Origin of the sequence: Sutterella megalosphaeroides, assembly GCF_003609995.1 — a bacterium.
Classification (GTDB): Bacteria; Pseudomonadota; Gammaproteobacteria; order Burkholderiales; family Burkholderiaceae_F; genus Sutterella; species Sutterella megalosphaeroides.
On the sequence record NZ_AP018786.1, the window covers coordinates 2,045,287 to 2,062,691 of the forward strand.

Consider the following 17,405-nt stretch of genomic DNA (forward strand, 5'->3'; position numbering starts at 1 on the left):
ATGAAAAATTTGAAATTCATCATACATCACCCCCGCTAGAAATCGAATCGTTTTGCACTCTTTTCTTGCCGAAAGCGCTCGACGGGAAGAAAACCGGAAATGAAAAGCAGAAAAAGGTCGAAAAAGAAGAATGCCGTCCGAAAATATTCCGGACGGCATCGTTTGCTTCTCGAGGTCGGGTTTTCAGGAACTCGGTTCAAATTCCGAGCTCCTTAATCCCCGCTCAGTTGGCGGCCTTTTCGGCCTTGGCGGTCGTTTGGACGGGCTGAGCGGAGGGCTTGCCGAACCACTTTTCGTAAATCTTGTCGTACGTGCCGTCCGCCTTGATGGCGTCGAGCGCGTTGTCGAGACGGTTGAGAAGCTTGGTGTTCCCCTTCTGGACCGCCATCCCGTACTGGTCGTCGGAGACAACGAAGTCAAGCGCGACGAGGTTCATCGACTTCGAGGCGGGCTGCCGGAGGAAGTAGCGGTTCACCGGACCGTCGTTCAGCATCGCGTAGCAGCCGTTCTTGTTCAATTCGAGGAACGCGTCCGCGGCGGAGTTGAAGGTACGGATGGTGGTGTTGGGGATGCGCTTCATGACGAGCGCGCCCGAGGAACCGATTTCGGCGCAGAGGCACTTCCCTTCGAGGTCCTTCACGGACTTGATGTTGGGAGCGTTTTCCTTCGTCGTCATCACGGTAAGACCCGCATTGATGTAGGGCTTCGTGAAGTCGACGCGCGCGGCACGTTCGGGCGTGATGGTGAGCGCGGAGACGGCGGCGTCGATGTTGCCGCTGATGAGAGCCGGAACGAGTCCGTCGAGAGACATCGAAACGATTTCAATGTCGAAGTTTTCCCGCTTTCCGATTTCACGGATGAGGTCCATGTCGAAACCTTCGTAGCGACCCGTGTTGGAGTCGAGGAATTCGAACGGAGCATAGACCGTGAGACTGCCCACGCGAAGGGTTTCGGCGTTGGCGACGGTGGAAAAAATGCAAGCGGCGGCCGCGGCGACGGCGGCGATCTTGGAAGCAATAGCCATGATAGAGGGCCTCGAATTCTTTGATTCAGGCGGACAGTGCAACTGATCGCGGCCCCTCTTCTTTGAGTTCACGGTGCTTCGGTTCGTCCGAACGTATAGACGACCTCTGCGGGGGCTTTGCTACCAGCCGGACCCTCCAGGGTTGGCGTCTGACTCAGTGCCGGACACAAACGGCCTCAAGTCAGCTTGTAGATCTTCTTTAAGTTCGCGAACGGGGTCTCCGTTCGCAGCCCGAAAGGTCGTCGCGCGAAACCTATGAAAATGCGCTTCGAAGTCTCGGACTCCCGGCCCGCTCGGGAGAGCGGTCCCGACCCTCCGCGCCGCACCGGCGCTTCGGATAAGGCACATTCTTGCACTGCTCTCGGAAGTTTTGCAAGTCGAAAACCAAGATTTTTTTTCGAGCTTCGTTTGCGGACTCCTCCGGGGAAAGCCCGGAACCCCGTCTGCTGCGGTACCCGCACAACGCAAACAACCGCCGTCAACATGCAGGCATTACACACCATTCGTCGCCAACGTCGTCGATTTGTCACCCCCATGAAAAACGGGACGAATCGCTTTCCGTCCCGTTTTTGCACCTCTGCGCTCGGGCATTTTGCCCGGCCCTGGAATCGACCGAGATCAATCCCCGAGAGCACTTTCAGAACCCGCCGGCTCGTCCGGCAGCTCACTCAACGGCTCTGGCCCACATAGCGACCCTGTGCGTCGTAGCGACGACCGTTCGAGTCGATGCGTCCCTGATAGCGCCCCGATCGGTCGTAGATTCGGCCGCTTTCATCCTGCCGCCCCATGTAGCGTCCTTGGGCGTCGTAACTCCGCCCGCTCGAGTCGACTCTCCCCTGATAGCGCCCGGAGCGGTCGTAGGCGCGACCGTTCGAATCGACCCGACCTTCGTAGCGACCCTGTGCGTCGTAGCGACGGCCGTCTTCTTCGACCCGTCCCTGATAGCGCCCCAATCGGTCGTACTGACGCCCCGTTTCCCGATCGGACCAGGGATCCGCGAGAACCTGCGGGGCGACCCCCGCAGCGAGCACGCCCGCGAGCACCCCGAGCATTCGAATGGCATTGCGTCGTTGCATGTATATTCTCCTTTTCCGATGGTGAGAAGTTGTGACCTTGGGGCCGTGAAAAGCCCGAGTCGCCGCCCGCAAGCGGGATTCGGTTTTCAACGTTTCTTTCCCATGTAGCGTCCCTGAGCGTCGTAGCGACGGCCGGTCTTGTCGATGCGTCCCACGTAGCGCCCGTCCTTGTCGTAGAAGCGACCGTCCGCATCCTGCCGTCCCGTAAACCGGCCCTGAGCGTCGTAGCACCGTCCTTTTGCGTCGACCCGACCCGCATAGGCGCCCGTTTTGTCGTAGGAACGTCCTTTCGAATCGACACGGCCGCTGTAGGCGCCTTGAGCGTCGTAGCGACGACCGTTGTCGTCTTCTCGTCCCGTATAGCGGCCGTTCTTGTCGTAGTACCGGCCCGAACCGTCATCCTGAAGAGGCCGCCGGGCAGCCGAGCGGCGCGGCGCGGACTTCTGAGGTGCGGACTTCTGAGGTGCGGACTTCCGAGGAACGGTCTTCCGGGGTTCGGTTTTTCGCGGCGCGGGTTTGCGAGGTCCGGGCTTTCGCGCTGCCGTCTTCCGCGGGGCGGTTTTGGCAGACGCTATGCCTCCGAAGATCGCCCCCACGAGAGCGCCGAGCAATCGCAGTATTTTCAATTTTTCCCTCTCCTTCAACGAACGGCAGAACCGAAATCGAATCTCGGATCGATGCGAGTTCCTTGGTCTTAGTTTAGATCCGCTTCGCGGAAAGGCTCGGGCCGTCCCGGGCGACGATTGCGATGGCTGCGAAGAAACCCGACGGTTCGCCTGGAACGCTCCGAATGACCGTGGAGAAAGCCCGGGCGCTTCGGATGAAACTCACGTCCCCTGCACGGACCTTATTCCCCGCAGCGGGCGTCCGCTTCGCCCCTGAGGTCGCGGTCGACAAACGCCAACGAAAAAAGACCCGAGCGTTTCGTGCTCGGGTCGTCCGACGGGTTCTAAGTCCGTTCGCCGTCCGTCAGCCGTCCGAAGCGCCGCGCTCCGGTGCGCGGCTCCTCGACGGGCTCTCGGGATTAATCAGGCTCAGTGCTTACCGATCGAATCCATGAAGGCGCAGTAGGTTTCCTTCGTGAAGACCGGGCGGAAGTTCGAGCAGATGCGCTCGGCTTCGGCCGCGTCGTCCCAGAGGAGGTCGACGATCGTGTCGGCGAGCACCTCGGGGGTCTTGCGCAGCGCCGTGTCAAGGTCGGCGAGGTTGTAGTTCGCACCGTGAAGCACCCCGGTAACGCACCCGACCCACGGATGCACGACCGGCATCAGGTGCGAGACGTCGCCCATGTCGGTCGAACCCGCGGCGTGGTTGCCGGTGGAGACGCGGTTTCCGAAAAGTTCGCGGGCGTTCGCTTCGAGGATCGCGCGGAAGTCCGTATCGGGCTTCAAGGGCAAGTACCCCGGAAGGTCCTTGATTTCCACGGTCGCGCCGATCGCGTCGGCACCGGCCGCGAGCGCCCGATTGATCTTCGCGTTGTAGTGCGTGAGCGCTTCGACGTTCGAAGCGCGCACGTAGCTTTCCATCGTCACGCGGTCGGGAATAACGTTCACGAGGTCGCCGCCCGAATTGATGATCGGGTGGAAGCGCACGCAGTCGGCTTCGCGGAAGGTTTCACGAATGGCGTTTACCCCCATGACGCCCATCATCGCGGCATTGAGAGCGTTCACACCCTGATCGGGAGCGCCCGCCGCGTGGGCTGCCTTGCCGCGGTATTCGACGAGCTTCCCGATGAAGCCGTTCGAGGAGCCGCCGCAGACGAACCACCCGTCGGGGTTGTCGGTCGAGTCGACGTGCATCTGCATCGCCATGTCGATGTCGTCGAACGCCCCTTCGGAAATCAACTGTTGTTTCCCGCCCAAATAGCGGATCTTCCCGCTTTCGCGAAGACCGTTGCGGTAGTCGATTTCGACGTACTCTTCGGCGGGCACCGCAAAGACGACGACGTCGCCGTCCAAGTATTCCATCGCGCCCGAGTCTTTCAGAGCCATCGCCACGGCGAGCATGTTCGCGATCTGCACGTTGTGGCCGCAGCAGTGGGCGGCACCCGTCACGGGGTCGCTGTTCGGATGGTCGCGGCAGACAATCGCGTCGAGTTCGCCGAGCATCGCGACGGTGCGGCGCGAAGAGCGCCCCTGCATGCGCGCTTTGACGCCGGTGACGGCCCAGCCGTCCGTGTACTCGAGACCGAGCTTTTCGAAAGCGGCCTTCACCTTGGCCGACGTTTTCACTTCCTTGTAGCCGAGTTCGGGTTCGGCGAAGATGTCGGCGGTGAGCGCCTGAAGTTCGGCCTGGCGTTCGCGAAGCGCGCGGGCGATCCGTTCTTTGAGTTCGTTTTTGGTCATTCTCGTATCGGGCGGGGTCGCTCAACGCGGTTTTACGTGAGGCACCACACCCCCTCCTTGAGAGAGTTGAAGTTCGAAGCGTTCCGGCATCTCGGGTTCGGGCTTCCGGCGCGCTTCTCCGTTTGGTGATTCGGGTTTCATTCAAAAGGGCCCGCGGGCGGGTTGTCCGCAGGCCCTTGGCGTTTTTCAGGTCAGAACACCCCTTCGAGGTGCAACATCACTTCGGCCAAGGCGGTCGCACAGAGGAAACTCCCCGCCGCGACGGCCAACGCCACCGGGACGATGCGCCACGAGAGGCGCTTGAAGGCTTCGAGGTCCTTGCCGAGCGACAAGCCCGCGTAGGCGAGCAAGGGCGTGGTGATCGCGAGGAAGTTCACTTCCTTCGTGTAGGAGAGAACGGTGGCCCCCCCCGGAAACCCGGGAAGCGAAATCACCACGGCCACCATCGACACCCAGAAAACGACGGGAAGCTTGTTGAGGCCCGGGATTTTCGCAACGAGGCAGCCGATCGTCGCAATCAGCGCGAGGAGGAAGCAGCCGATCGAGCTCTTCATGAGGTCGGGCGTGTAGGCCACGACGTTCGCCACCCAGGCAAAGGCCGCGGTCACAAGGAGAATGAAGGTGATGTCCCGCATCTCGTTCCAGATCTTTTGCATGATTCGTGTCCTTATGAATTCGGTTTGTGTTTCGTACGAGGGAAGTTCGAGTTACTCCACCTTGACGGGAGCGGCGGCGAGTCCGGCCTCGGCCTTTTGTGCCCCGCGGCGGCCGTGGATCAGACGATCGGCCCATTCATAGACGCGGATCGTGACGGGAAGCGAAATGAAGAGCGCGAAGTAGACGCCGATGACGCTCGTCAGAAGGTTCGCGGCGGCGGCATAAGCCTTGACGGTTTCCGCGGCTTCCGGGAAGACCGTGATGATCGGCGCGGTGGCGGCGGCCATCATCGAGGCCGAACCGATCCCGGCACCCATCGCAAGCGAATGCGGGTGGAAGAACCCGGTCTGAGCCACAACGCCCGCAAGGAGCGAAACCCACAGCGCGCCGAAGACCGTGCCGCAGATGTACATGCCCATGACGCCGCGCCCTTCGGGGCTGTCCATGCCGAAGCGTTCGGCGATGATGGCGACGTTCGGTTCGCGGTCGATCGAGTAGCAGGCGCCGATCGCTTCGCGCTTCATGCCCACAAGAAGCGCCACCGGCAGACCGAAGATGAGCGTCCCGAAGAAGTGGCCGAATTCCTGCATGACGAGGGCCCAGCTCGAATTGAGCACCATGTCGATGTTCGGGCCGATGTCAAGACCGATCTTCACGATCAGAACGAGCATCCCGATGCTGAGAATGCGCCCGGCGCGGTCCATCTGTTCGGAAGAGACCAGGCGGAAACGGGGGAAACTGAGGATCGTGCCGAGAACGAGCGCGTAAAGGAGCGGGAGCAGCACGACGAGGCCGAAGCGCTGAACGCCGATCCACTCGGCAATGACGATGACGACGAGAGCCATCAGGTGCAGTTTGAAGTTTCGGATGAGGTCCATGGCGGTGTCTTCCGTTGACGGTTGAGTCTCGAGGATGGGAAAAAACGAAAAAAGCGAAAAAAAAGGGAGCCACCTCGATCGGTGCTCCCGTTTCATAAGTCTTTGCGTTTATGAAAGTCGTCGGCTTCGGGGATTCCGGTTCATCCCTCGGATGAGGGCTGCCCGATGCCGGCACAAGCATCATGAGGTCGTCGAAGTGGAAAGGGGCGTGCGAGAGCCCCCCGTAGACGAGGAAGATGTTGTGGACGCGGAAGAGGACGCACCGAGGCCGCCCGACACAAGCGCACCGAGGCCCAGGGAGGCGTTGGCAGCGGTGTTGAGAAGCGACTTCATGATGCGGGTTTCCTCTTCGGGAGGCTCTCAATCGGACCTTCGGGGTCTTTTGAAAGCCGAGTGCGCCGACGCCTCGAAAACGCCGGAACACGGAAAGTTCGGACGCCTCGTGCGGCGTCCTTGAATAAAAAACTATCACACTTCGCAAAATCCCGAAAGGGCGCGGAAAAAATAATTTTTTCCCCATCGCCGCGTGCGCGTCGCGAATCAATCGCCCTAATGCATATCGCCTAAAAGAGACATTTTTCGAACGAGTTGCAATTTTGCCGTCGGAAGACATCACGATCACGACGGATGACGGACGTTCAACAAAGGTTCAACACTGTGCAACCGCAGCGGGAGTCGCGTCGGAGTCGGAGGAAAACGTTCGAAAGCGACTCCCGCAATTCATTCCCGGACTCGACCCACCGAAACAAAACGGGATCCGACTTTTCCGAAGAAAAGCGGATCCCGTTTCGAGGCTTTGAAGGTTTCCGGAAAGAGCCCGCGAGCGGATTCCTTCGGCTTTCTTCTCAAGCAGCGGTCTTAGGGTCGAACGTTCGAAATCTGAACGACGAGGCCCGAATCGCCCACTTCGACCGGATTGGGCATTTCCCCTTCGAGGTCGCCCGACTGCGGCATGAAGTTCCCGGTCTTCGAGACGCGGGCGCCGACGATGACGGTTTTGACGCTCGTCAACGTATCGGCCCCCATCGCCATCGTCATCGTTTCATCGAGCTTGAAGTTGAAGGGAAGATCTTTCACCTTCACTTTCATGAACGCAACGGGCATCCGGCTCGTTTCGGGACGCGCGTAGATGAAGACGGTGTCTTCGGGCGAGGCCTTGCCCTTGATGGCGTCCGTCAACAAGACGGAGCCCGAAACGCTCGCGGCTTCGCCCGCCTGAACGGTCGGGACGGCTTCAAGCTTCCCGTCGGCCTTCCCTTGCGCAGCACCCGCTTCCGCGGCATTGCGGTCCGCGGCGCGCGGCGACACTTCGGAGATGTTGTCGTTCACGCCGCCGAGGCGCTTCGCTTCGGCGATGTTGGCGCGGATCTGGTCGATGTCGGGGAAGTCGGGCGGCACGACGCGAACGAGGTGCTCCCAGTATTCCGCGGCACGCGCGTACTGCTCCTTGTCCCAGGCCTGAATGGCGAGGAGCGCAAGGGCCTTCCACTGATCGGGGTCGATCCGAAGGGCGTCCTTCAAGAGCTTTTCGACTTCGGGCGTGATCACCTTGCCGTTCGCGGCCGCCATCATGTCGGCCATGTCGGCCATGAGGTCGGCATTGCCCGGAACGAGCTTGTTCAAGTGCCGGTAGGCTTCCACGGCTTCGTCGAAACGATTCACCGAAGCGGCCGTACGAGCGAGCATGAACCAGCCCTGGGCGTTCGCGGGGTCGGCGTCGAGCTGAGCCTTCAGGTCCTCGAGCATCTTCTGCATTTCGACGGCGGAGTGGCCCGTGCGGCCGCCCTGCTTCTGCATGGACGCGATGAACGCGGGATCCATCGCCGTGTAGCGGCCGAGGGCGAAGTAGCCGAAGGCCGTCGCGCACGGGATGAGGATCGCAAAGAAGACGGCGAGCTGACGGGCGACACGGGTGTGCGCGCCCGACTTTTCGGCTTCTTCTTCGCGCGTTTCTTCGAGAACGCGCCGTTCGAGTTCGAGACGGGACTCTTCGTACTCGTCCGTGTCGATGCGACCCGCCTTGTGGTCGGCCTCAAGGTCCGCGGCCTGCTGACGCAAAATGGCGAGAACCTGTTCGCGACGGTCGGCCTGAGGGTTGGCGCAACCGCCGCGCCAGAGCGGAACCGCAACGGCGAGAACGGCCACGAGGCACATGACTACGCAAAGGATGATGAAGATCGTCACGGCTTACTCCTTGCGACCCGAAAGCAAATCGGAAGCGAGCGCCTGCTCCTCTTTGGAGAGGGGCTTGACGGCTTCTTCGACGAGACGCTTGCGACGGCGAAGATTGACATAGAACGCACCGACGCCGATCACGAAAAGCGCGAGCGGGCCGAGCCAGAGGATGGCGGTCGTCATCTTGAAGGGGGGCTTGTAGAGCACGAAGTCCCCGTAACGCTCGACCATGAAGTCGATGATTTCCTTGTTGGTCTTGCCGGCCTTCACCTGCTCGATCACCTGGTTGCGAAGGTCGACCGCGAGTTCCGCGTTCGATTCCGCAATCGACTGGTTCTGGCAAACGAGGCACCGGAGCTGTTCGGACACTTCGACGACGCGCTGATGCGCGATCGGGTCGAAGGCCGTCGGCTCGGCTTCGGCGGCGGCGACGCTCCCCGCGGAGAGCGCCGCAACGGCAGCCATGAGGGCGCCCGCGAAAACGTGCTTCAGACTCGTCATCATTCGGCCTCCAGCTTTTCGATGAGGGGCTTCACGTCCTTGTTCCAGTTGTCATCAAGGATCGGATAGCTCACCTTGGCGCGCACGAAACCCTTCTTGTCGATGATGAAGGTTTCGGGAACGCCCGTGACCCCGAGGTCGATGCCGACCTTGTTGTCGCGGTCGTAGAGAACGAGGTCGTAGGGGTTGCCCATCGAGCGGAGTTCGGCCTGGGCGGCACCCGGCTGATCGCGGTAGAGGAGCCCGACGATCGGGGTCTTAAGACCCTGACGCTTGAGGGCGACGAGGTACGGGTGCTCTTGCTTACAGGGCGCGCACCAGGTCGACCAGACGTTGAGCATCCAGACCTTGCCCTTCATCGATTCGGAGGAGAAGGTCTGCTCCGGTTCGAAAAGGGTCGGCAGAACGAACTGCGGCAGGGGCTTGTCCTGATAGGCCGTCGGAAGCATCTTCGGGTCCATGTAGAGGCCCTTGAAGAGGAACCCCGCCAGGAGCAGGAAGACGGCAAACGGAATGAGAAATTTGGCTTTCATGTGTCAGTCCTTTTTTCGGGTCTCGGTTGCGTTCGCCCGTCAAACCGCGGCGTGCGCCGCGGCCTTCGTCGAACGACGGCGGTAACGTCGGTCGAGCATGGCGATGAAACCGCCGAGCGCCATGAAGATGGCACCGAACCAAATCCAGGTGACGTAAGGCTTCGAGTAGGCGCGCACGACCCAGCCGCCGTCCGTGGTCGGGACGCCGAGCGAGACGTACACGTCGCCCGTGATCGAGTGGCGGATGGCGGCTTCCGTCATCGGCATCGAGTTCGAGCTGAAGTACTTGCGCTTTTCCGGGTGCAGCTCGGCGATCACCTTGCCGTCCTTCGAGAGCGTGAAGTTGCCGCGGTCGGCCGAGTAGTTGTGGCCGCGGGCGCTTTCAACGCCGTTGAAGGTGAAGACGTAACCGTCGACGGTCACGGTGTCCCCTTCAAACATGCGCACGTCGCGTTCGGACTGATAGCCCTTCACGAGCGCCACGCCGATGATGAAGACCGCAACGCCCACGTGAGCAAGGTGCATGCCCCAGTAGCTGCGCGGCTGACGCGCGAGCTTCGCGAAGAAGTTGCCCGGAGCGTGACGGATCTGACCGCGCACGTCTTCGATCGCACCGAAAACGACGAGGAACGCAAGCGTACAGCCGACGAAACACCACGTGCCCCATTCGCCCATAAGGAGCGGAACGGCGGCGCCGCAGGCAACGGCCAGCACGAAGCACCAGATCATGCGCTTTGCGAGCACCTTCGGGTCCTGTTCCTTCCAACGCGCCATCGGGCCCATCGACATGAGGAAGACCATCGGGAGCATCAGGGGACCGAAGACGGCGTCGAAGTACGGGGGCCCGACCGAGATCTTCCCGGCGTTCAACGCATCGAGGAAGAGCGGATAAAGGGTCCCCAAGAGCACCGCGCCCATCGCCACGACGAGAAGCACGTTGTTGACAAGGAGCATCGATTCACGCGAGATGAGGCCGAAGTTCCCGCCGAGGCCCACCGTCGGGGCGCGCCAGGCAAAGAGGAGGAACGACAACCCGATCACGACGATGAGGAACGCGAGAATGAAGAGGCCGCGCTCCGGATCGGTCGCAAAAGCGTGCACCGAGGTGAGTACGCCCGAGCGAACGAGGAAGGTGCCGAGAAGCGACAGGGAGAAGGTGAGGATCGCAAGAAGCACCGTCCAAATGCGGAAGCACCCGCGCTTTTCCGTAACCGCCAGGCTGTGAATGAGGGCGGTACCCGTCAGCCACGGCATGAAGGAGGAGTTTTCAACGGGGTCCCAGAACCACCAGCCGCCCCAGCCGAGTTCGTAGTACGCCCAGTAGGAGCCGAGCGCGATGCCGAGGGTGAGCAGAATCCACGCAGCCGTCGTCCAGGGACGCATCCAGCGGGCCCACGCCGCGTCGAGGCGCCCGGAGAGGAGCGCGGCGATCGCGAACGCAAACGGAACCGCAAAGCCCACGTAGCCGAGGTAGAGAAGCGGCGGATGGAAGACCATCCCCGGGTCCTGCAGGAGGGGATTGAGGTCGGCCCCTTCGGCGGGCGCCGGGAAAAGACGCAGGAAGGGGTTGGAGGTGAGAAGCATGAAGAGGAGGAACCCCATGCCGACGAGGCCCATCACGCCCGTCACGCGCGCGACCATGTCCGCGGGCAGGCGCTTGGCGGTAAAGGCCACGGCCGCGCTCCACCAACCGAGCGTCACGGTCCAAAAGAGAATCGAGCCTTCGTGCGAGCCCCAGGTCGCGGCCACCTTGTAGTACCACGGGAGCATCGAGTTGGAGTTGTTCGCCACATTGAGGACCGTGAAGTCCGAGATGTAGAACGAATACGCCAGACAGGCGAAAGCGATCGTGCCGAAAAGCGCGTTGGCCGCCGCGGCCGGGCGCGCGACCGCCATGAGCGCGCGGTTGCCCCGCGCGGCCCCGATGAGCGGCAACACGCCCTGAACGATGCTCAACGCAAGGCACAGGATGAGTGCGAAGTGTCCGAGCTCAGGAATCACTTGTGTTATCTCCGGTTGAAGTAATGGGGAAAGGAGGCTCCGGAAGGGCCCCGATTCTCACGGTTGGAAATCGTTGTCGGATTCGAATCGAATGGAAGCGCTCCCGCTTCACGCACCGAACCCCCGGGCATTTTCAAAAACGCCCCGGGGGTTTCGGGTTTGGGTGTGAAGCGCGTTCGCGTCCGCCCTCTTCGTTCTTGGCGAACCTTACGGGTGATTGGCGGGCATGGGCTTGCCCGCGGCAATCGCCTCGTCGTGCGCCTTCTTGACGCCCGCCTTGTGAGCGTCTTCGAGGGCCTGCGCGGCTTCGGGCGGCATGTAGTTTTCGTCGTGCTTCGCGAGCACTTCGCTTGCCGTGAAGACGCCCGCTTCGTCGAGCTTCCCTTGAGCGACGACGCCCTGGCCTTCGCTGAAGAGGTCGGGGAGAATCCCCGTGTAGCGAACGGGCACGGTCTGCGCGGTGTCGGTCACGCGGAATTCCACGGTGACGCCGTCCGCCTGACGCACGACGCTGCCCGGTTCCACGACGCCCCCGAGGCGGAACGTACGGCCCGTGGGCGCTTCCTTCGCCGCCACCTGGGTGGGCGAGAAGAAGAAGACGAGGTTTTCGTTGAAGGCCTGAAGGCCCATGAAGATGCCGGCGCCCACAACGACGACGGCCGCACCGATCAGAGCGAACTTTTTCGACTTGGCGTTCATGAGGGGTCTCCTTAGATTTCAAGGGTCGACTTGGCGGCCCGCGCTTCGCGGGCGAGACGGGCGCAAATCTTGCGACGGCGCGCGACGAGCGTCCAGAGTTCGTAAATCACACCCGCGGTAAGCGCCCCGTAGGAGCACCAGACGTAGTAGCCGTGCCCGCCCATGGTGATGAATTCGGAAAGAGAGGTCCAGTTCACAGTTTGCCCTCCAAAGCGGCCTTCTGAGCCCATGCCTGACGGCGTTCGCGTTCGAGAATGATGGTGCGGGTGCGCGAGAGCACCACGCCCGCGCCGTAGCACATGCCCGCAGCCACCATGATGAGAAGCGTGTAGAGCATGATTTCGGCCATCGAGGTGCTGCGCGACGTGATCGACGCGCCCTGGTGGAGGGTGTTCCACCAACGCACCGAGAAGTAGATGATCGGTACGTTCACGACGCCCACGATCGAGATGACGCTCGCGGCGCGGTCGGCGCGACGCTTGTCGTCAATCGCGGAATGGAGCGCGATGAAGCCGAGGTAGAGGAAAAAGAGAATCAGCATCGAGGTGAGACGCGCGTCCCACACCCAGTACGTGCCCCAGGTAGGACGACCCCAGAAGGCGCCCGAAAAGAGCGCGATGAAGCCCATGAGGGCGCCCGTCGGGGCCATCGCCTGCGCGACGATGAAGGCGAGCGTGTTGTTCTTCCAGAGGCCGATCAGGCTGAAGACCGCCATCAGCACGTAGAGGAACATGGAAAGCCATGCGGCCGAGACGTGAATGAAGATGATGCGGTAGGAGTTCCCTTGACGGGCTTCGATCGGGCACTCGAAAAAGCCCATGTAAAAGCCCACGCAAAAGAGCACCAGGGCCGCCCCCATGAAGTAGGGGATCAGGGTCCCGGCCTTGCGATAGAAGGCCTGAAGGTCCGAGGAATGCATGTTCTCTCCTTCTCCTTGAAGTTCGTGTCGGAAGTTGTCGGTGTAGCTGTTCTTGGTTTTTTTATTGTTCGGCGATGCGAAGCGCCGCGGAAACGGCGATCGGAGCAAGCGCCAACGACAAAAGCGTCAGACCGCCCACGATCAGAAAATGCGCGCTCGGACTCATCGCGACGGCGACCGCCTGAGCCGCACCCGCGCCGAAGATGAGTACCGGAATGTAAAGGGGCAAAACAAGAAGCGACGTGAGAACGCCCCCGGTGCGAAGACCGAGCGTCAGAGCGGCGCCGATGCTGCCCACAAGCGACAAGACGGGCGTTCCGAGCAGAAGGCTCGCGACGAGCACCGCCGTCACTTCAAGCGACAAATCGAACATCACGCCGAAGAGCGTCGCGAAAATCGTCATGGGAACGCCCGTCACGAGCCAGTGCGCGGCGACTTTCGCCATCACAATGACGGGAAGGGGTTCCGCGGCAACGAGCATCTGTTCGAGCGTGCCGTCCTCGTGGTCGGTCGCGAACATGCGGGGGAGCGACAAAAGCGCGGCGAGCAGAGCCGCCACCCAAACCACGCCCGGCGCGATCGAGCGGAGAATATTCGTTTCCGCCCCGACACCCAACGGCACGAGCGTCACGACGACCGCAAAGAAGAAAATCACCTGAGCGAGGTCCGACTTGCGACGCATCGAGAGCGTCATGTCGCGTCTCAGGATCGTGAGAAAGAGATTCCACATGTTCGGCTCCTTCAGCGGGCGGCGTTTTCAGCTTCGTCGGCCGCGGCGTCGTCGAGCGCCCGCTCGACGGCGGTACGCCGCACGGGCGACCAGGTTTCGGGTTCGATCACAAGGAGCCGCGCCTTTTCGACGGGCACTTCCTGGTGCGTCACGAGCATGACGACGCCGCCTTCGGAGACGTGTTCGCCGATGAGCGTTGCAAGGCGCGCGACACCCTTCACGTCCAACGCCGTAAAGGGTTCGTCGAGAATCCAAAGCGGAACCGAGCGCGAGAGCCAGAGGCGCGCAAGCGCCACGCGACGGCGCTGCCCTTGCGAGAGCTGCCCCGCGGGAACGTCGATGAAGTCCGAAAGACCCACGGCGGCCAAAGCGTCGAGGGCTTCGGCTTCCGTTGCCTTCAGCGACGCGACGCGCGCGTTGATCATCACGTTTTCAATGACAGAGAGGTCGTCCTTCACGCCGTTTCGGTGACCGATGTAGCAGAGTTCGCTCCAGAAGTCTTCGGCCGCCTTCGCAATCGGCGTCCCGCGCCAGAGGATTTCGCCTTCGACGGGACGCATGAGGCCCGTGAGCAAGCGCAGAAGCGTCGTCTTCCCCGCGCCGTTCGAACCCGCCACGCGCACGAGCGTGCCCGGTTCGACCGCAAAATTCATGCCGCGGAAAAGCGTTCTTTCGCCGCGCTCGCAGGTAAGCCCGCGAACCTCGAGGATGGGGTCGGACATAGGGAAAGGGGCCTCAGCCGTTCAGGGTTGGTGAATGTGTTCGGGCTCCGAATCATACCCGCCTCGGGGGTCGTGCGGGAGGTCGGGAGCTTCGACGGTGGGTGCAGTGTAGGTGGGCTAAATTAAGATTCCCTTACCGTTTGTAGCGTCTCCCGAGAGCCCTGAAAGGCCGATAGACAGGGCTTTCGGCGGCATTAGGGAGAGCCTTTCGAGGGGCGTCCGACGCTCCCTATTCTTAAGTCCGCCCCGAAAGCTCCGTTCGGGGTCTTTTTCGGGTTTGTTCGGGCTTTTTCGTGCGTTTTTCGGGGTCTTTGCGGCCTTTTGGGTCGTTGGAGCGCTCCCGAGGCCTCTCGAACGGTGCGAGAGCCCGTCGGCATCGAGGTACTAAACGAGAAAGAATCGGCACGAACGAGCGCGAATGTTCGGGAACGTTGGCGAGCGAAGGGGAGCCCCGGCGCGTCGCCGTCTTCGCCCGTCTTCGCCCGCGCAGGCTAAAATGACCTCCTTCGCGGTCCCGTTCGGACCGATCTCACCGCCACACAGCCATGAAGCGACTTCTCATTCTTTCCTCCGCCCTTACCGCTCTTTTCGGCCTCACCGCCTGCCAGACCCTGCAGGACGAGCACCAGAAGTACCTCGACCGCGAGGAAAACATCACGAACGTCGTCGGCAACGTCTGGCGTATCGAAGCGACGTGGCCGCACGTGAAAGAGTCGCGTCAGCTCTCGGAGCACCTTTACGACAAGGCCCGCGCCTTCTGCGAAAGCGAAGAGCTCGGCATGCTGCCGCTTTCGGGCTCGGTCGAAGACGGCTCGGGCGACGCGACGAAGCCCGCGCACGGCTGGCTCGAATTCCGCTGCCAGTCGGGCCTCAAGTACCGCCCCGAATATAAGGGCATGACCTTCCACTTCGACCCCGAAGAGCTGACGGGCGAAGAAGATCGCTGATCCCGATCGGCCCGCGAGCGCCCGCATGTCCAAGACGGATTCCGACGCCATCGAGACGGCCGACGGCACCGCCGAACTCTCCCGCCCTGAGCCCGTGCCCGGGGCGGCGCTTTCGGCCGAGCCTGTCGCCGAGTCTGCTGTCGAGCCTCTCGTCGAACCTGTGCTCGAAACGGCTGTTGAAACCGCTGCCGACGCGTCTTCAACGAAGGCTCCGGCTCTCTTGGAAGAAGCGTCCGAAGAATCGTCGGAAGCCGAGCCGCCCCGCGCCTTCGACCCGCAGGCCGAATTGCGGACGCTCCCGAACCTCCCCGGCTGCTACCGGTATTTCGACGCCGAGGGGAATTGCCTCTACGTCGGGAAAGCCCGCGACCTCAAAAAACGCGTATCGTCCTACTTTCAGAAGACGGGGTTGTCGCCGCGCATCGCCCTGATGGTGTCGCGCATCGCGCGGCTCGAAACCACCGTGACGCGGTCCGAGGCCGAAGCGCTCCTTCTTGAAAACAACCTCATTAAGACGCTCGCCCCGAAGTACAACATACTCTTTCGGGACGACAAGAGTTACCCCTACATCAAGTTGGGGCCCGAGGAATTCCCGCGTCTTTCCTACTACCGCGGGGGCGTCGACAAGCGGTCGCGCTTTTTCGGGCCGTATCCCAATGCGGGGGCCGTGCGCGAAGCGATTCAGACGCTCCAGAAGGTGTTCGGCCTTCGCACGTGCGAAAACGGCGTCTTCTCAAACCGCTCGCGCCCGTGTCTTTTGGGCCAAATCGGGCGGTGTTCGGCTCCCTGCTGCGGGCGCATTTCTTCGGAAGACTACGCGCGCGACTGCGAGCGCGCGGCGGCGCTTCTCGAAGGGCGCACGCGCGACCTCGTCGAAGAGTACGAAAAGCGCATGTGGGCGGCGAGCGAAAAGTGGGAATTCGAAGAAGCGGCCCTCTACCGCGACCGCATTGCGGCGCTCACGACCGTGCAGCACCGTCAGGCGATCGAAACGACGGGGGGCGACACGGACGCGGACATTCTCGCGTGCGCGGCTTCGGGGGGCGTCGTGTGCGTGAACCTCGCCATGGTGCGCGGCGGCCGCCACCTCGGGGACCGACCCAACTTTCCGAAACTCAACGTGCGCACGGAAGCGCTCCTTCCGAGCCCCGGCGAAATTCTCGAAGCCTTCGTCGCGCAGCACTACGACGGGATGCCGATTCCGTCCGTCGTCATTTTGCAAAACGACGCCGAGCACCCCGACCTCGCCGCAAACGTCGCGCGCATGCTCACGGACCTCGCGGGTCGACGCATCACGGTCGTAACCGAGCCGCGCGACACGCGCCGGCGGTGGCTTGAGATGTGCACGACCGGGGCCGAGATCGCGCTCGCGCGGCGCCTTCAGGAGGAAGGCAGTCAACTCGCGCGCCTACGGGAGCTCATCGACATCCTCGGGTTCGAGCCCGAAGACGGCGACCCCATGAAGTTTTCGGTCGAGTGCTTCGACATTTCGCACACGGCGGGCGAAGCCACCCAGGCTTCCTGCGTCGTCTTTGCCGAGGGGCGGATGCAATCGTCCCTCTACCGGCGCTTCAACATCACCGGGATCGAGCCGGGCGACGACTACGCCGCCATGCGTCAGGTCTTGGAGCGCCGCTACGCGCCCGTGGCGCGCGGCGAAGCGTACCTGCCCGATGTCGTACTCGTTGACGGCGGGCACGGCCAGGTCGAATCCGCCCGACAGGTCTTCACCGACCTCGGGCTCGATCTTTCCGTCATCGTCGGGGTTGCGAAGGGCGAAGGCCGGAAGACCGGGCTTGAAACCCTCATCTTCCCCGAAATCGACGGGGAACGGCGCGAACCGCTCGTTCTCGGCACGATGTCGCGCGCCCTCATGCTCATTGCCGAAATCCGCGACGAAGCGCACCGCTTTGCCATTACCGGGATGCGTCGCAAGCGCGCGAAGACCCGCAACACCTCGCGCCTCGAAGACTTGGAAGGCATCGGCCCCAAGCGCCGCGCGAAGCTGCTTGCGCACTTCGGCGGCATGAAGCAGCTCTCGAACGCCTCCGCCGAAGACATCGCGCGCGTCGACGGTATTTCCCGGGCGCTCGCACGGCGCATCTACGACGACCTCCATCGCGCCGCCCCCGACATCCCCCGAACGGAGGAGTCGGATACCTGATTCCGACCCGGCCGTCGACTTTTTTTGAAGTCGG

General features: G+C 62.3%; 17 protein-coding genes and 1 pseudogene. 3 read left to right on the forward strand and 15 right to left on the reverse strand.

The annotated features are described in order from the left end of the window. Positions 1 to 223: 223 nt before the first annotated feature. From S6FBBBH3_RS08085 to S6FBBBH3_RS08095, 3 genes are all read right to left on the reverse strand, one after another. Entirely contained in the window at positions 224 to 1,024 is an 801-nt protein-coding gene (locus S6FBBBH3_RS08085; RefSeq protein WP_120177265.1) for a basic amino acid ABC transporter substrate-binding protein, read from the reverse strand. 668 nt (positions 1,025 to 1,692) lie between these two features. Then, the gene (locus tag S6FBBBH3_RS08090) at positions 1,693 to 2,100 is read right to left on the reverse strand and encodes a transcriptional initiation protein Tat (protein WP_120177266.1); all 408 of its coding nucleotides are present in this window, start codon (positions 2,098 to 2,100) and stop codon (positions 1,693 to 1,695) included. An 86-nt stretch (positions 2,101 to 2,186) separates the two neighbouring features. Next, on the reverse strand, positions 2,187 to 2,696 hold the full coding sequence (locus tag S6FBBBH3_RS08095) for a hypothetical protein (RefSeq protein WP_408646504.1): 510 nt from the start codon (positions 2,694 to 2,696) through the stop codon (positions 2,187 to 2,189). On the opposite strand from S6FBBBH3_RS08095, the pseudogene S6FBBBH3_RS11460 reads away from it, so the two are divergent. Beyond that, positions 2,590 to 2,982: pseudogene (locus S6FBBBH3_RS11460) on the forward strand (hypothetical protein); the annotation flags it as partial. The gene S6FBBBH3_RS08095 and the pseudogene S6FBBBH3_RS11460 overlap by 107 nt on opposite strands. 152 nt (positions 2,983 to 3,134) lie before the next feature. Here the strand turns inward: S6FBBBH3_RS11460 and S6FBBBH3_RS08100 are convergent. The 12 genes from S6FBBBH3_RS08100 to ccmA form a co-directional block, all read right to left on the reverse strand. After that, positions 3,135 to 4,445, reverse strand: a complete 1,311-nt coding sequence (locus S6FBBBH3_RS08100; protein ID WP_120177268.1) for an amidohydrolase — start codon at positions 4,443 to 4,445, stop codon at positions 3,135 to 3,137. 191 nt (positions 4,446 to 4,636) lie between these two features. Beyond that, positions 4,637 to 5,101, reverse strand: a complete 465-nt coding sequence (locus S6FBBBH3_RS08105) for a hypothetical protein (protein WP_120177269.1) — start codon at positions 5,099 to 5,101, stop codon at positions 4,637 to 4,639. Positions 5,102 to 5,152: 51 nt separating this feature from the next. Next, on the reverse strand, positions 5,153 to 5,980 hold the full coding sequence (locus S6FBBBH3_RS08110; RefSeq protein ID WP_120177270.1) for a DUF3100 domain-containing protein: 828 nt from the start codon (positions 5,978 to 5,980) through the stop codon (positions 5,153 to 5,155). 858 nt (positions 5,981 to 6,838) lie between these two features. Further along, on the reverse strand, positions 6,839 to 8,164 hold the full coding sequence (gene ccmI / locus S6FBBBH3_RS08115) for a c-type cytochrome biogenesis protein CcmI (protein ID WP_120177271.1): 1,326 nt from the start codon (positions 8,162 to 8,164) through the stop codon (positions 6,839 to 6,841). Positions 8,165 to 8,167: 3 nt separating this feature from the next. Continuing rightward, positions 8,168 to 8,659 (reverse strand): cytochrome c-type biogenesis protein, encoded by a 492-nt coding sequence (locus S6FBBBH3_RS08120; protein WP_232008767.1) that lies wholly within the window; start codon positions 8,657 to 8,659, stop codon positions 8,168 to 8,170. Then, complete coding sequence (locus S6FBBBH3_RS08125; RefSeq protein WP_120177272.1) at positions 8,656 to 9,189, reverse strand: DsbE family thiol:disulfide interchange protein; 534 nt, start codon at positions 9,187 to 9,189, stop codon at positions 8,656 to 8,658. The genes S6FBBBH3_RS08120 and S6FBBBH3_RS08125 overlap by 4 nt, the downstream gene beginning before the upstream one ends. Positions 9,190 to 9,228: 39 nt before the next feature. Continuing rightward, a complete protein-coding gene (locus tag S6FBBBH3_RS08130; RefSeq protein ID WP_120177273.1) occupies positions 9,229 to 11,190 on the reverse strand; it encodes a heme lyase CcmF/NrfE family subunit in 1,962 nt (653 codons plus the stop codon). A 207-nt stretch (positions 11,191 to 11,397) separates the two neighbouring features. Next, positions 11,398 to 11,889, reverse strand: a complete 492-nt coding sequence (gene ccmE, locus S6FBBBH3_RS08135) for a cytochrome c maturation protein CcmE (protein WP_120177274.1) — start codon at positions 11,887 to 11,889, stop codon at positions 11,398 to 11,400. An 11-nt stretch (positions 11,890 to 11,900) separates the two neighbouring features. Next, positions 11,901 to 12,086 carry a heme exporter protein CcmD gene (gene ccmD / locus S6FBBBH3_RS08140; RefSeq protein ID WP_232008768.1) on the reverse strand — a complete coding sequence of 62 codons (186 nt, stop codon included), beginning with the start codon at positions 12,084 to 12,086 and terminating at the stop codon, positions 11,901 to 11,903. Then, entirely contained in the window at positions 12,083 to 12,808 is a 726-nt protein-coding gene (gene ccmC / locus S6FBBBH3_RS08145) for a heme ABC transporter permease CcmC (RefSeq protein ID WP_120177276.1), read from the reverse strand. The genes ccmD and ccmC overlap by 4 nt, the downstream gene beginning before the upstream one ends. A gap of 61 nt (positions 12,809 to 12,869) precedes the next feature. Then, positions 12,870 to 13,538, reverse strand: coding sequence for a heme exporter protein CcmB (gene ccmB / locus S6FBBBH3_RS08150; RefSeq protein WP_120177277.1), 669 nt, complete (start codon positions 13,536 to 13,538; stop codon positions 12,870 to 12,872). Positions 13,539 to 13,549: 11 nt separating this feature from the next. Further along, positions 13,550 to 14,260 carry a cytochrome c biogenesis heme-transporting ATPase CcmA gene (gene ccmA, locus S6FBBBH3_RS08155; RefSeq protein WP_120177278.1) on the reverse strand — a complete coding sequence of 237 codons (711 nt, stop codon included), beginning with the start codon at positions 14,258 to 14,260 and terminating at the stop codon, positions 13,550 to 13,552. A gap of 545 nt (positions 14,261 to 14,805) precedes the next feature. On the opposite strand from ccmA, the gene S6FBBBH3_RS08160 reads away from it, so the two are divergent. Then, on the forward strand, positions 14,806 to 15,207 hold the full coding sequence (locus tag S6FBBBH3_RS08160; protein WP_120177279.1) for a hypothetical protein: 402 nt from the start codon (positions 14,806 to 14,808) through the stop codon (positions 15,205 to 15,207). Between the two features lie 25 nt (positions 15,208 to 15,232). After that, a complete protein-coding gene (uvrC, locus tag S6FBBBH3_RS08165; RefSeq protein WP_232008769.1) occupies positions 15,233 to 17,371 on the forward strand; it encodes an excinuclease ABC subunit UvrC in 2,139 nt (712 codons plus the stop codon). Positions 17,372 to 17,405: the final 34 nt, after the last annotated feature.